This is a genomic window from Gluconacetobacter brunescens (assembly GCF_048695475.1).
Lineage (GTDB): Bacteria > Pseudomonadota > Alphaproteobacteria > Acetobacterales > Acetobacteraceae > Gluconacetobacter.
Window position 1 is genome coordinate 113412 of sequence record NZ_JBLHEN010000004.1, and the last position, 14149, is coordinate 127560.

General features: G+C 60.9%; 16 protein-coding genes and 1 pseudogene. 10 read left to right on the plus strand and 7 right to left on the minus strand.

Going from position 1 to position 14149, the window contains the following annotated elements; all coding sequences use genetic code 11:
* The first annotated feature begins 72 nt into the window (after window positions 1-72).
* The 4 genes from ACMAUO_RS20630 (at window position 73) to ACMAUO_RS20645 (ending at window position 3252) form a co-directional block, all read left to right on the plus strand.
* On the plus strand, window positions 73-423 hold the full coding sequence (locus ACMAUO_RS20630; protein ID WP_420358828.1) for a hypothetical protein: 351 nt from the start codon (window positions 73-75) through the stop codon (window positions 421-423).
* A gap of 567 nt (window positions 424-990) precedes the next feature.
* On the plus strand, window positions 991-1206 hold the full coding sequence (locus ACMAUO_RS20635) for a hypothetical protein (protein ID WP_420358829.1): 216 nt from the start codon (window positions 991-993) through the stop codon (window positions 1204-1206).
* Between the two features lie 584 nt (window positions 1207-1790).
* Window positions 1791-2180: a hypothetical protein gene (locus ACMAUO_RS20640; RefSeq protein WP_420358830.1), complete on the plus strand. Its 390-nt coding sequence runs from the start codon at window positions 1791-1793 to the stop codon at window positions 2178-2180.
* Between the two features lie 811 nt (window positions 2181-2991).
* A complete protein-coding gene (locus ACMAUO_RS20645; RefSeq protein ID WP_420358831.1) occupies window positions 2992-3252 on the plus strand; it encodes a hypothetical protein in 261 nt (86 codons plus the stop codon).
* Here ACMAUO_RS20645 and ACMAUO_RS20650 read toward each other — a convergent pair.
* From ACMAUO_RS20650 to ACMAUO_RS20665, 4 genes and pseudogenes are all read right to left on the minus strand, one after another.
* A pseudogene (locus ACMAUO_RS20650) lies at window positions 3138-3599 on the minus strand (two-partner secretion domain-containing protein); the annotation flags it as partial. The gene ACMAUO_RS20645 and the pseudogene ACMAUO_RS20650 overlap by 115 nt on opposite strands.
* Window positions 3487-4833, minus strand: coding sequence for a replication initiation protein RepC (gene repC, locus ACMAUO_RS20655; RefSeq protein WP_420358784.1), 1347 nt, complete (start codon window positions 4831-4833; stop codon window positions 3487-3489). The pseudogene ACMAUO_RS20650 and the gene repC, both read right to left, overlap by 113 nt.
* 390 nt (window positions 4834-5223) lie before the next feature.
* Window positions 5224-5727 (minus strand): transglycosylase SLT domain-containing protein, encoded by a 504-nt coding sequence (locus tag ACMAUO_RS20660; RefSeq protein ID WP_420358785.1) that lies wholly within the window; start codon window positions 5725-5727, stop codon window positions 5224-5226.
* A gap of 227 nt (window positions 5728-5954) precedes the next feature.
* Window positions 5955-6431, minus strand: a complete 477-nt coding sequence (locus ACMAUO_RS20665; RefSeq protein ID WP_420358786.1) for a hypothetical protein — start codon at window positions 6429-6431, stop codon at window positions 5955-5957.
* A gap of 124 nt (window positions 6432-6555) precedes the next feature.
* Between ACMAUO_RS20665 and ACMAUO_RS20670 the strand changes: the two genes are divergently transcribed.
* The 5 genes from ACMAUO_RS20670 (at window position 6556) to ACMAUO_RS20690 (ending at window position 9727) form a co-directional block, all read left to right on the plus strand.
* Window positions 6556-7476 carry a DsbC family protein gene (locus tag ACMAUO_RS20670; RefSeq protein WP_420358787.1) on the plus strand — a complete coding sequence of 307 codons (921 nt, stop codon included), beginning with the start codon at window positions 6556-6558 and terminating at the stop codon, window positions 7474-7476.
* 254 nt (window positions 7477-7730) lie between these two features.
* Entirely contained in the window at window positions 7731-7943 is a 213-nt protein-coding gene (locus ACMAUO_RS20675; protein ID WP_420358788.1) for a hypothetical protein, read from the plus strand.
* A 211-nt stretch (window positions 7944-8154) separates the two neighbouring features.
* A complete protein-coding gene (locus tag ACMAUO_RS20680; RefSeq protein WP_420358789.1) occupies window positions 8155-8370 on the plus strand; it encodes a hypothetical protein in 216 nt (71 codons plus the stop codon).
* Window positions 8367-8966, plus strand: a complete 600-nt coding sequence (locus ACMAUO_RS20685) for an ATPase (protein WP_420358790.1) — start codon at window positions 8367-8369, stop codon at window positions 8964-8966. The genes ACMAUO_RS20680 and ACMAUO_RS20685 overlap by 4 nt, the downstream gene beginning before the upstream one ends.
* A 5-nt stretch (window positions 8967-8971) precedes the next feature.
* Window positions 8972-9727, plus strand: coding sequence for a metallophosphoesterase (locus ACMAUO_RS20690; RefSeq protein WP_420358791.1), 756 nt, complete (start codon window positions 8972-8974; stop codon window positions 9725-9727).
* 607 nt (window positions 9728-10334) lie between these two features.
* On the opposite strand, the gene ACMAUO_RS20695 is transcribed toward ACMAUO_RS20690, so the two are convergent.
* From ACMAUO_RS20695 to ACMAUO_RS20705, 3 genes are read right to left on the minus strand one after another with little or no spacing between them, the layout of a single operon-like run.
* Window positions 10335-10805: a hypothetical protein gene (locus ACMAUO_RS20695; protein ID WP_420358792.1), complete on the minus strand. Its 471-nt coding sequence runs from the start codon at window positions 10803-10805 to the stop codon at window positions 10335-10337.
* Window positions 10806-10823: 18 nt separating this feature from the next.
* A complete protein-coding gene (locus tag ACMAUO_RS20700) occupies window positions 10824-13133 on the minus strand; it encodes a DotA/TraY family protein (RefSeq protein ID WP_420358793.1) in 2310 nt (769 codons plus the stop codon).
* A 4-nt stretch (window positions 13134-13137) separates the two neighbouring features.
* Complete coding sequence (locus ACMAUO_RS20705; RefSeq protein ID WP_420358794.1) at window positions 13138-13665, minus strand: hypothetical protein; 528 nt, start codon at window positions 13663-13665, stop codon at window positions 13138-13140.
* Between ACMAUO_RS20705 and ACMAUO_RS20710 the strand changes: the two genes are divergently transcribed.
* Window positions 13666-13983: a hypothetical protein gene (locus ACMAUO_RS20710; protein WP_420358795.1), complete on the plus strand. Its 318-nt coding sequence runs from the start codon at window positions 13666-13668 to the stop codon at window positions 13981-13983.
* Window positions 13984-14149: the final 166 nt, after the last annotated feature.

Genomic DNA, 14149 nt, shown 5'->3' on the forward strand with positions numbered 1-14149 from the left:
GTTGAATATCCATTCCAGCCGACCAGGCCTCCGACACCCCCAGATTGAGATCCAGAGGTTGAAACGGCGACATTGGCGTATGCTGATGAAATCGTGCCGCTATTAGCGCCGACTAATCCGCCTACATCGGAGATAAGGCTGGCGTTTCCGACCAAGGAAAGCGTACCGGCGGCCGAAGCATATTTGGCGGTGCCAGTATTGATTCCTACAAGTCCACCGACCTCAGTCCTATCGTTCCAGGTCGCACTGGAGCTTGTATTAAAGCCGGTCGCAACGCTTATTGATACGTCGATGTCTCTCGCAGATACATTGGAAATAGTACCGGAGTTGGTGCCGGACACAATGCCAACGCCATTGGATGCTGTTGATCCAGATACGGCTGCGTTATTGAAATTAACATTCGTGATCAATCCGGCGTTCTGAGCGAAAAGGCCGACGTAAGGAAGATTCGGATTGAGCGCCAGGTTCGAAATTGTGTGCCCGAGGCCATCGAACGTGCCAAGGAACTCGGCCTCTCCCCCTATCGCCGAGAACAGTCCAATCGCCGATGCGTCGATATCGTTCGCGAGAGCATAATTTCCATTCAGATCGGCTGAGACGAGATAAAGGCTGTTGGCCGTGAAGATCAAGCTGACGGGCGTGGTGGCAGAGAAGCTGCCGGAGCTACCGAAGTAGACAGTCTGAGGTATCGACTGGCTCGGGTCGCTCTTTGTGAGATAGGGGGTCGTCTGATTATTCTGATTTCCCCAGGACGAGGGCGAGAATCCGGACGGTAGGCTTGCGGTCATCTGGCTCGTGGTCAGGCCTGTGACACCAGTGGAGACGCCGTTCGAGACCCCAACCGACTGTCCCGATGTATCCGTATTGTAATAGACGTTCGAGATGGACGTTCCGTCGGAATAGCCAAACGCGCCGCCGGCTGTTGTCGCGGAGGCCGTTCCGGTCGAAAACGAGTCGGAGACGCTGACTGGCGTGTAGATCGTCCCGTTCGTGGATACTCCGGTCGCACCGATTAGGCCGCCGGCCTTGTTTTCTGTTGATGATCCGGAAATGGAGGCGCTTCCGATCGCGTATGTGTTTGAAATCGCGCCGACATTGAAGCCGATTAGGCCACCAGCATTGTTGTATTGGAGCGATCCGGTGTTTCCACCTGTGACCGATGCGTTGCCGGTCGCGAAGGATGTGTTGACGGTGCCGGAGTTATAACCGACCAAGCCGCCAACGTCCGAATTAAAGGTGTCAGATGCGTTGCTGACGTTTCCACTTGCGGATGAACTGGTGATCGTTCCGTTTGTCGAGGGCTGGTTGCAGTTGTTGCATCCGACCAGGCCGCCGACATCCTGGCCGTTCGTGACGCTTCCATATGCCAGGGCGTTCGTAATGTAGCCGACATTGGACCCAACCAGTCCTCCGAGGTTGTCGGTGTTGGCGAGGCCTCCGGAAACTACTGGGCTACTGACATTGACGATTGCGTTGACGTTATTCAGGGCGCCTGTGTTCAGGCCCGCGAAACCGCCGGCCGCGGCTTGTGTATAAGAGGTCGTCGTCACCGTTCCATAGGCGGAGCTATACCAGACGTTCCCGGAGTTCTGTCCCAGCCCACCGCCAGCATTTCCGTTGGCGGTGACGGTTCCGGAGGCCGAGAGCCCGATAATGGTTCCGGCGCTGCTCCCGGCAAGCATGCCGGCGCTTGTGCCTGATGCGGTGGCGGTGATGTTGGCATTACTGAGTCTCGGGGCCTGGATGCTGGCCTGAGATCCGACCTGCCCGAAAAGGCCGACATAGGCATATTGGCCATCATTGATGGTCAGATTGTTGATGTAATTGCCGAGCCCCATGAAACCGCCGTTGAACGCGGTGTAACTCGTAATCCCCGATGCGGTGGAATTTCCGATCGGGGTGAAATTGGAAACGCTGCTGAGATCCACATTATTCGCCAGCGCATAAAGACCGGTCGGGGCAACCGCTTCCAGCTCGGCCGGAGTCCAGATCAGAGTGAAAGGATTGCCATTAATGCTGAGGGAACCGCTGTCTTGGGTCGCGTAAGTGAGGGCCGCGGAATTGAAATTGATGCCCTGTGCGGTCATGGCGACGGCCCCGCCACCCTGAACGGTGACGTTGCTGTTAAAATTGATCTGGCCATATGCGGACAGCGTGAGCGCAGCTCCGCTGTTCCATGAAATCGGCGCATTGATATTGATCGCACCGGCTCCGCCGGCTCCAACGACGCCGACGCCGGTGGCCGTCGTACTCGTCGTTTGCTCGGTCACGTTCGTGCCGGTATTGAGCGTTGAGGAAATCGTGGTCGCAGCGGCGCTGTCGATCGTCAGGTCGTCCGGATCGGTCAGCCATTGCCCTCCGACACCAGCGCGGACGGTGATCGCGCCAGTTGTCAAACTGCGCGCCGACGTCTCCACGTATCCCGCAGACTTTCTCTCGCCGGCCAGTATCTTCGCCCCGCTGTCGAGGCTTACCTTCGTAGCGAGCTGGTGGCCTCCTTTGGCGGAGCTACCAACTAAAATGGTTCCGCCAGGCTTGGCCGCATCGACGGCGCGCGCGTCCAACGTAGCCGCTGCGCCAATTTCGACATCATGTCCGTTCGCGACGATCGTCCCGCCTGCGCCGCCCCTTGTATGCGCCGCCACCTTGCCGGAGACTGAGACAGTCCCCTCGTCCGCCGTAAGGTAAACGCCGTCGGAGCCGTCAACCACCCCGGTTGCCGAGATCACACCCTCGTGGTTGCCAGCAAGCGCATATACGTTTCCACCCGCGGATCTCAATTCGGCCGACGCCGCTTCTATGCGGCCCGAGTTCGTTACATCTCCCTTGGTCCTCGACTTTGTTTTGACAAAAATGCCGTCGCGTTCATTCTTCTCGGTCAGGATCACAGAGTCGCCGGCGACCATCGCGACAGTGCCGTTGCCCGCCTGAATCTGACCGCTGTTGGCGACGGATTGCCCGAAGAGGGTCACGGATCCATTTTTCGAGTAAATGGCCCCCTTGTTGATGACCTGCCCCTTTGACGAGCCGGACAATGTCACCGGGCCGCCAGACATGAACTGTTCGTTGCTCGTGTCACGGGTCGAGGCCGTGAAGGATCCGTCGACGACTACGCGGCCGCCAGGCGCCACGACCACTCCGTTCGGATTGATCAGGAAAACCGATCCGGTCGCGTTCACCTTGCCGGCGATTTCGGACATCTGTCCGCCGGTGACGCGGTTGAGCGTTGCACCGGAGCCGTTGTTAAACTGAACAGATTTACCGCTGCCGACAGAGAAACCTTGCCAGTCGATGACTCCGCGCCCGCTCGACTGGGTCACGGTCATTCCAGACCCTGATCGATCGATATGCCCGGCGCCCGCTACGAAGCTACCCCCGACCGGTAACGCCTGAGCCAGCGCCGCCACCGGCGTGAGGATCGTGTAGCCGACCAGTAGCCTGAGAGAGAGTTTCATCGACCGTCCCGCGCGATTTCCTGTCGCTGGATTATCGCGTGGGCGTTTGTAACTCCGGTTGAGGGCGACCGTGCCAAGAGTGCCTCCCCTCTTTCTCCAGGCGCGCCGGTTCGAGCTCACGGGCCCGAGCATCGCGAAGCGCATACAAGCTGCGGTCCAGGTAAAGCTGGCTTCGGCATCCGCGTTCGGTGAGGGCTCTGAGGTAGGCGTCGCGACGATATATGACCGCCCCGCGTTCAAGGCGTGCGGCCATGATGATGATCGCGATAGCGGCCTGGAGGGGCCCAAGCACTGCGCGTGCTTGCGTCCAGGCGTGGTAGGAAACCCCGATTTCGCCAGATAGGTATCCCGCCGCAACGACGATCTCATCAGCACTGGGCCGAGCCGAGACGCAAAATTCACGTAAACGACTGCAAATCTCCAGGTAGAACAACGCTGTGCCTTTGAATCCTCTGAGGGCCGCGCGATCGTCAACACGATTGAGGTCGGCCGGAACGTCTGATTTCGCACTCCGCATTGCTTCAATGCGATCGCGGCCCTTGGCCGCTACAGGGACTACTTTGTTTAGAGATTGATTGTCTTTTGTATCTGTATAGTGGGCACCGAAATCAGGACCCATGGGCTCCGTTTCTTGTGTGTAAGCGCATGATTCAAAACGGTTATCCACAGCGATATCGCCAGCAGCGTCCCCGGCCGCCTGGTGGAGCGAAACCATCTCTGAATGATAGGCCTCGAGCCTGGAGATCGTGGTCGTCCGAAGTCGAGCACGCATGATGCGCATGGCGTCTCTGGCAATCTGGTCCAGGCCGGCTCTTTCGGCGCTTGCACGCACCTGATCGTTGAGATCTGCTATCGCCCCGCAAAGGAAGGAAACCCGTTCCCGGCGCCGGCGCGCGTCTGCCAAAAGCTCGACTAACTCCGGCCATCGAAAGCGCAGGCTGGACAGGTTGAAGCCTACCCGCACTTCTCCATCTGCACCCTGCCAGCGGCGGCCCCGTTGACCGTTACGCCCGTCCTGGGCGACCAGGAGCTTTGCGTCAGCCAATTCCCGAACGTGGCGCTGGAGCGCCGTCCGCGAAAGCCCGGTCCAGCTCATGAGCGTGGTGTTGTGGGCGTAAATGAACGGGCTCTCGAGAGGCTCCCAATCATCCGGCCGGGTTTTCTCGATCATCGCGATCAGCGTTGATGTAGCGGACCGACTGATAGGCAATTGACCCCTTAACGACTTCAGCGTGTTCAGGATGTCTCGCTTCGACGGCGTAGCCGGCGGAGGACCGTTCAGTTCGTCCTGGGCGGCAGCCATGGACGGCGTAAACCGGCGTCGCCCTTGGCGCGACGGTGGGAGCGCGGGCTCGCGCCCGCTTTCAGGGATATCCATTCGATGATCCGCGGTGAGGCTGTTGGAAGGCTCGCCTCCCGTGCCAGGCCCCGGACAAAACACTCCCGCTCGCAATTTTCGCTTGCGTTACCGACGGAGTTGGCGCTATCAATCAATTCGGTTTGTTTGTTTGATTGATAGCGTTTGTTTGGTTTTGGGGCCCTGGCTCTTCCGATTTGGCGATCGGGGGAGGCAGGGTTTTCTTTTATTTGGCGTTCGTCAGTGCATCGAGCCCCCTAAAAGTGAATCGTGATCCCCACGCTATCTCGCGGCGTGGGTGCGACTGCACGCTGCCGCCCTTTCCGTTTGGTAACAATTCCCGAATCGGACAGTCACGAAGAATTGATGACAAAAACCCTTGATTTTGTGTCCATTTTGGCTCAGCGTTTTTCACGAAATCACGGCCTCTGTGGCGCCACTGCCCATGCGGCTTGAGATGGCGGTCTCATACTGGCCAACCGTCCAGCCCGTCATATTGTTGGCCGCTAACGCCTTCGCAGAAACAAAGGTGCTGAGCGGCGTCGCTGCATCCGTTTCCGTTGCAATCGCGGAGCCGGCTTTCGTTCCGAACATATAGGCGCCATACACCTCGGCCCCAGTGGCGGTCCCTCCGGTGGCGCTACTGACCGCGCTGGCATAGTCACTGATAATTGCGCTAGCCACCTTCGCCTGCGTCGCCGGATCGCTGCGGTCCGCGTCGGAAAGGCCCAATTGCGAAGCGTATTGGTTCCAGGTCGCGTCCGTGACCTGCCAGACGCCATCTGCACTCGACGAACCGTTTCCGACGTTCTGAAAATGGCTCTCGATTTGCCCGAACGCAGCGAGCGTGTCCGGATTGATGCCGGCAGCCTGCGCGGCCGCAACCGCATCAGCGCCGTAGGTCTGCGCCATCATCGTCTCGTACGCGTCCGATGTGCCCCACGCACCATCAAAGGATGTGGCCGTCCCCGAGGTCCCGCTGCTTGACGCACCACTTGCCCCCGGACTGGTGAAGGTTGGCGCGCCAATTTCCGGATATGCCGGAACCACCTGCTCCGGAATCGCCGCCGCAGACGGGGACACATGGAGCAACTGCCCGGTCAAGACCGCGCCGACGACCATGCGGTAAAAGGGCGCACCCATCACAGCTTAGGGTGCGTGAACAACACCCGGCCGTCACTCCCCTCGCCGGCGACCTCACAGCGCGTCGGGTTCGAGGGCACGAGCGGCCGATAGTCGAGTACATCCGCGTCCGGCAGCCACGCGTAGTTTGTCCCTCGCCGCAGCACCTTCCGCCACCCGGCTTGCACGTCGTCAGTCACCGCGATCTGCGGTGCTGCAGACCCGACACGCTGCGACGAGGCACGCGGCTCCTGGAAAAGCGGCTCGAAGTCGTGCGCCGGGCTCATGCACCTGGTCGGGACGGGCGTGGGCTTGGCCACCGTTACTGCCGCCTTGCCGTTCGCGGGTGGCGTCCCCCAGTCTCGCGGGCCGATTTCGCTTTGCCGCTCCTGGGAGAGGCGATCCAGTTGCTCGGGGGACAAGTGCTGACCATGAGCCGGCACGCCGCAGAGGATCGGCGCACCCACCAAGGCCACGAATAGAATGAAACGGGACACGGGGAATCTCTCACGCAGTTGCTGTCGTGCGTACCATGCCCGTCACGTTTGTGACTGCGCGCACGACCGCCATGCGTCCGGTCACAAACAACCGCGGCATGCTACCGCAAGGAGGAATTTTGCAATGCGAACCCTTGCCTATGCAGCACTTGTCGCGAGCGTCCCGACGGTGGCGATCGCCGGCACCGCCTGCCCCGCTCCGGAGCCGATCGCCACAGGAGCCATCACTCAACCGCCCCCCCTGTTGACGGACGCGCCCCGCGTTACGGCCGCGGAGATCGCCGCATCACCTGCCCTGACGCGCATCACGAGCCGTGGCGCGGTCCTCTACCGGTTGAAAGAGGAGCATGGTCTGCGAGGCGTATTCGCGCGGACTGGAGATCAATTCCGGGTCTTCTACCTTACCCCGGATGACCAGGCAGAAATCGGCGGCGTCATGTGGGATGCGAGCGGCCGCAACGTCACTCGTGCTCAGGTCGCAGAGATACCGGGAGCGATCCCAACCGCCCACTGGGCACCGGCGCCATTGCCCTCGTCTTCGGCGAACGACGAACTCCCACATTCCGGTACGGTCGTGGATCCGGTGGCCCGCCTGGCTGCCGCCCATTTTGGCGTGGACGGCCGGCAGAGTGCGCCCCGCGTCTATATGATCATCGATCCCCTATGCCCGTTTTCGACACGGGCTTTCGGAGCCCTTCAGCCCTACGTTGAAAGCGGGAAGCTCCAACTCGCGCTCGTCCCTGTCGCGATCAATGACCATGAAAACGGCGGCGCAAGCACACCGGCCGCAATGCAGATGCTGTCCGCGCCGTCACAGGAAATGGCACGCGCATGGCGCCGTATCAGCGACGTCGGACACGCGGTCCCAGGCCAGGAGCCGGACGCAGCCGCCTCGGCGGAACTGACGCTGAACCTGGCCGCGGCCCACGCCGTGAAAATGCGCGGAACGCCCACTCTCGTCTGGAAAGACAAGACGGGCACCTCGCGCCAGGAAACCGGCATACCGGATGATATTGCGCAGTTCCTCGCAAGCCTGCCGTCGTGAGGAGACGGAGCGGGACCCGGGGCGGCGTCGCCGGCATTGTAGGCTGGCTCGCTCGCCCCTTCACGATGGCCCTGAGACCGGCCTACCGAACGGCGAAAGGCGGACTGCTCGGAGTCTATGACGCGCCAACGCTGGCCGTCGATGACACTCTTGAAGCTCGGGGCCCGGGTCAAACGGAAGGGGACCAGAACGCGATTCAGCGCCTTACGCCGGTACGGGCGCGGAGCAGGACTCTTGGCAGGCTCTTCGCCACGTTGCTGCTGTTTGACCTGGCCTGCTGGTGCTGGCTCGTCCTGGTCGATGGCGTGGGAATCTTCGCCCCCGCAAGCATCATGCGCGTCGCGATCGGCGTCGTGCTCGGCGGTCAGTTCCTGGTGTTTGCTCTCACGAACTGGCAGGCGCGCACCGGCCGCAGCGGGAGCTTCTCCACGTTCCTCTCGGACGGCGGCAACGTCTGGCCGCGATGAACGAAGCGCACTGCATGGAGCGTTTGGCTGCTGTTTTGGCAGCGCAACACGGTCGTTCCCGCTTCCGTCGCAATGGATCGAGAAGGTGAAAAATCCCAGAGATCGGCTGTCCTATCAACGGCCGATCGTCAGATGTCTTCTCGGGAGTAAAGCTGCTAAGAATGGTGCGAGAATTGGTTCTGGAGGAGACGGGGCGATGGAAAGCCAAACCTTGGCGTCTGTTGACGTAAACGAGGACATCTGGCGGGATCTGAGCACACTGGAACGGTTCGGCGACGCCGCGCGTGACACGCTGGCGGCCGGCATCCCGATTTACTACCGCGCGGATGACACGCCCACGGAGATGCTGATCAAGGAATACCCGGACGGGCACCGGGAACTGGTGCGCTATAATAGGGCGGGGGATGAGGTGATCCGCGCTCTATGAAGGAGCGCCCGCAGCTATGGGTTTTCGCGGGTCCTAATGGGGCGGGGAAATCGACTCTGGCCGAGCGGTTCATGAAGGACCGTCTGCCAATCGTGAATCCGGACGTTATCGCACGCGATTTACCCCGCAAGCCGGACGGTCGCCTCGCAGAAGCAGAGGCTGGCCGCCAGGCAATCGAACAGCGGGCTGCTTACATTGCGGCCGGTCAGAGCTTTGCTTTCGAGACGACCTTGAGCGGCGCAAGCGAACTGAGAGCCATGCAGGCCGCACGGAATTCAGGCTACAAAGTCAATCTGGTGTTCGTTGGCGTAGACGCCACGGTCCTATCGCTAGGCCGTGTCGGCGAGCGGGTGACAAAAGGCGGTCATGACGTACCGGCCGACGCGATCGAGCGGCGCTATCATCGTGCGATGGAAGCCTTGCCGAAGGCTGCTGTGCTGGCAGAACGAGTAATCCTGTTCGACAATAGCGGAGCCAGCCAGAAACTGCTCCTGGTGTATGAAGATGGGCAGGCCCGTCATCACGCTTCCTTGCCGGGATGGGCCGCGCGTGCGCTGGGGCATCTCCCTGCTTTCCTCAACGGCAAAGCGGACTGACGCTCATGGCGCGTTTGTGGGTGCTGTCGGATCTTCATCTGGAAACGGCCCCCTTCCCGGATGCTTACGATCCGCCCCGGCCGGCATTCGACGTGCTGGTCGCCGCCGGCGATATTTGGGAGGGCGAGCCGGAGAAGGCGGTTGCGACGATCGCTCGGCTGGCCGAGGGGCGGCCGAGCGTGCTGGTTGCCGGCAACCATGAGGCCTGGGGTATGACGCCGGCCCGGTGCCTGGACCGGCTGAAGCGGGCGGCAAAGCGGATCAACGTCACCGTGCTGGACGGGGAAGCGGCCGTTATCGCCGGCGTGCGCTTCATCGGGGCCACCTTGTGGGCGGATGGTCTGCTGTCCGGATTGCATCTCAGGCCGCGCGAGACGACCGGAGAAGGTGTTCGCAGGCCCGATGGGCAGGGCGCCATCACCCATGGCGATGAAATCGCCCTGCATGCGGTTCAGCGTGCCCGGATCGCGTCCCTGCTGGGCGAGGCCACGACCGATGGTCTGCCGCTCGTGGTCGTCACCCATCATGCCCCTCTGGTGGACCGGGTGCCGGCGGCATTGCGGGTCCATCCGGGGGCGGGTCTGTTCGCCTCCGACCTCTCGGCGCTGATGACCAGGCACAGGATCGCCCTGTGGGTGCATGGTCATATCCACGCCCGCGAGGACCGGGTGCATGGCAGCGGCACACGCATCGTTGCCAACCCGGCCGGGCCGCTCTTCACCACCCCCGGGTTCGAAGATGAGTGCGTCGTCGCCGTCTGACGCCGGTAATCCTACACCACCCCACGGGACACAGCCCTCTGCCTTTGAAAGGCTCTGCGAGCCATAGCCCCCCGCAAGTCGTGCCTGCGCCAGCCATTCCACCACCTGTGAAAAACGGGCCACCTTGCTCAAGAACGGTAAGCTTAGCACAAAAATGGTGAAAAATGGTCTCTCCGACACAAAAATGATGCGAGAGGAGATCTAGGGTGATCGAATTTAACCTCTTCGGCTTTGTTTTCCTGGGCTTGGGATGCGCGGCACTCGCCTTAGGCGGCCTTCTGGCCTACGTCCTGCCCTGAACAGGCGCTTCAGAACGTCCCGGCCTTCGCTGCTTTCTGATCGATCGACCAGGCACTGGTCTCGTAGGTTGGCCGATCGGCCTGGTCCACTGGATCGTTCGGTTTGACGATCGTCCCGGCCCGTGAGACCAGCGCCGGCCGCCACACCGCCGGTGTGGAGCCGTACGGCGCGTATGGGTCAAACAGGGGTTGCTTCACATGGGGCGGAGGCGGCGGATGGTAAGAGGCGACCGACCGTATGTTGCCGTGCGCGCATCCGGCGACGCCCAACCCAAGGACAATTACTGCGGAGACGCGGCACCAGTGCATCATGCTGCCTTGGACGGCGAGACGGGCTTAGTCGCGCTTTTGAGATCGGCCAGTTCCTTCTCAGCCGCCTCCGCTCGGGCCTTCCACATGTCAGCCCACTGCTTGCCGTTCACGCAGAGGTCTTCATACTTGCGAGCGACGGAGCGGGCGCGATTCTGCCACATGTCACGATCCGCTTCAGCCTTATCACGCTGTGCCTGAATTTCCCTTTTCAGATCTCGCATCTCCAGGCCCCAAGCCTTGAAGTCGTCCGCCGCTTTATTGCAGACGTCGCGGTCCTCCTTCAAAGCATCAAACCGGCGCGCAAGCAAATTATACGTCTGGACGAGCTCGTTGTACATGTCGGCGAGTTCGTTATATTGAGAGAGCGGAATCGCCGGCCCCTGATTCTGCGCACGAGCCATCGCGGCCGCAGCTGCCTCCGTCGCCTTGGTGATCCGAATCAGTTTGTCATAGGCCAGAACGTCCACGGCTCAGCTCCTTCAGACTCAGTCCTTAGCCGGACCAGCAATTTGCATCAGCGATTGCGTCGCGGAGTCTACCGGATGCGCGGCTGCATTGTCGATGGTTCCATGGGCGTTGCCTACGCCACCTGCACCCGAAGCAATATCTTGTGCGAAACCCGCGGCTTTCTCCGTGGGCGTGGAGAGACCCCGCCCAGTACTTTTGTCCGAGAAATCGTCACTATCGACACGACCAATGCTGGTCATGCCGGCCATGGCTGGAATGTGATGCGGCAACGTTGAGATCAGCCGGAACGCCATGACCGCGAGGCTCATTTCCATCGTGACAAACATGCACAGGAGCACGATCAGACCGATCATATTGTCCAGAAGCCATCCATGATCGAACACAAAGCCGGTTGCTACTGTAAAGCCTTTCATGATCAACCACGATATGGCCGCAAACACTGTGTAGCTGAAGATAAGGCCGGCGATCATCATCACTGGTCGGAAGATGATGGTGAACAAAACCTCATACCCGCGCAGGCCGCCACCGTGCAGACCGTCGCCCTTGAATACCATGTGAGCCAGCATCCAAAGCGGGAACCCGACAACCGCCTCGATGACGACCAGATACCAACCCGCGACACCCACTGTCCAATAGGCGAAGGGCGTCATTGGCAGCACATACGCGAGAGTGATTCCAGGAGCGAGCAGCAGAAAAGCGCCCGCGAAAATCGGCGTCAGGAGCGCCTTGATCAACCCGCTCAACGCAAATGTGGTGGCAGAGGCAGCAGCGGCAGGGAGGTCACCCGTCACGAGGTTCGCGGCAGTCGCCAGACCGGAAGCAGTCTTGCTACTGGCGATTGCTGCGCCCCCGATGATTGCCAGCGCCGTGTGAATCAGAATGTGCCCGAGGGTTATCATCGCACCGAGCGGGTCGGTCCAACCCGTGCCCGACGTTGGCGAAATGAGATGATTCACGATCAACGTCATCAAGCCGTTCGACACGCCAACCGCCTGGAGGGCTTTGTCCAACCCGCTCTCGGCAGAGTCTGGGATCTCCCCATTGTGGTAAAGACGCGTGGCCCCATTGGGAGCGCTCGGACTGTCAGCGGCGGCAAGCTGCTTTTCTTCAGTCGCCTGGTACCGCTCGATGGCATCCGCGGAAGCTGCGAGATCCAGCATTAAATCGTGACCGAGCCCCTGCCAGTTAGGGTGAGTCACCGAAGGGACGATCGACGCCACAGCGAGCACTTCAGAGTTGAGCCGCGAGATTTCGAGGTAATAGGCGCCAAGCCCCGTCCAGCCGAGGTTTTTCATCGCCAAATAGCCAGAATCGGTGGTGGAGGACGCACCGTCAGAGTATTGAGCTCGGATCTTGCTTACGGCTGTGCTTGCGGCAGAGGTTAATGCGGCCGAATATGCTGTGTTCGCAGACACCAGGACGGCGTCCATGGCTCGCAATGCCGTTGCATCACGGGTCTGCCACAAGGTCGTAGCCAAGGTCTCCATCGGTGGTCGGACAGCCTCTATGAGGTTTTTGAGCGCTGTCACTTGTTGCGCGGACACGTCGGAGAGATCGATCGTCGTCCCAAGCGCGTGCTGTCCCTCTTGGCTCGGGATGCTCACCCGGATGCTCCCGCAGACGGACGTGCCACTCGCGTTCCCCGATGACAGCTTATAGTCAACTGTTACCGCGGCTCCGCCCCCCGGGTTGACGACCGAAGGCTCGGGCGCGACGAGCGGGTTGTGGGTCGCGGCCCCAACCAGTGCGCGGCACAACTCACTCTCCATGACCGCCATCACGACCTGACGTGTCCCGGGAATGATTGGCTCGGCAATTGGCAATGCGTCAGGGCCAACCGCTTTCGCCACCACGTTGTTAAGATTCCTGGCCATGCCGATCGAGGGTTTAGCCAGGTCCTGAACAAGGATGGCTTGGCCCACGGAGAACCCATTATTCGATGCCACGGGGACCATGAGCGCTACGGACATCACGATCCGTATCGGCGCCCAGCCAGAAAAGTGCGCCGAAAGAATCTTGCCTGACTCTGCGGTCCTATGCAGTTGGACGACGGAGCCGTATGTGATCCAGAATGCGGCAATCAGCATCACATAGGCAGAAATGTACTGAAGCATCGTGCCGGCAGCCGTTGAGCCGCCGGATGTCATTGGGAACAGAGAGTCCAGAACTTGGGCGCTCCAATCGTCCCCCGCGCTAAGGTCGCTCCAGGAAATTGAGGACGGGTCTGTATCTGCGAACGCCGTTCCAAAAGGCGCGCAGAGCATCGCGAGGGCGATCACACCGTGGCGGGCGCCTTTTTTGACGTTCTCGACTCTCAACAGGCCCATTTGATCAGGCCCCAGGGCTGGGACTGTTATCTGGCGCCCGGTCCCTCGTCCGCTTTCGGTCTTCTGTAAAAAAATCGCGGAAGCGGTTCACCAGCCTTTCAAGCGCAGCGCCGACCTCCTTGATAAAATCCTTTCCAGGCTCATGGCCCGGCAATTTTTCGAGTTTGTGTCCTACCTTCGCAGCCTCCTCCTCTGCCGCCTTCACCGAAGCGTCGCCGGAGGCCCCGCGTACGGATGCATCGGATGCGAGAAGTTCCGCCTCTTTCCCAAGCCGCCCCGCGGATTTCCTAAGCTTCTCCCAGGCGTCAGCGAAGCCGGGCGTCTGATCGACCGCAGTGTGGTATTCCTTCCTTAGGTCCCCATACGGCCCGTTTTCGGTCATGCCCGCAATTACCTTCTCGGGCCCCGCCCCCTCTTTCGCGGCCGCCTGGTCGAAGGCCTCGAAAAAGTCTTGTCCCACCTTTCTCAGCGCTCCGAGATCTTCCTCAACCGCCCGTGTGGCGTCGCGGACTTTCCGGGTGCGAGTTTCCAAATGGCGAGCATCACTTTGTTCCCGCCGGTCAGCCATGAAATTTCCGAACGCATTGCGCGCAAAGCTCGCTGCGCCAATCTCTCGCGCTACCTTTCCGCCGGCGTGTGGCTGATCCTGCTGCGTCTGCGTTTTCCTCTCGCTGGAACGACTATTGTCTCCGCCACCTGCTTTTGTACCGGTCGCAGCCTCCTGAGCCGGACCGTTACCACCCGCCCGGGCATCGTACACTTCACTTTCGGCTTCATCGGAGCGCCGCTGCTGACGCTCGCGGTTTTGCCTGTCGGCCTCTTCGCCCACAGCCTCACTATGATCGGCTGAAGAGGCCGACCGTCCATCGTCCGGAGCATTATCCTGTGGTGGCTCCGAAGCCTTGGTGCCCGGCGCCTGAGTCCCACTCTCTCGCCCGCGCTCTGCCTCGGATTCTACCGAACCCCAATACCCCTCATCTTCCCCTGGAGGAATTTCAGGTGCCTCCGCTCCCGAT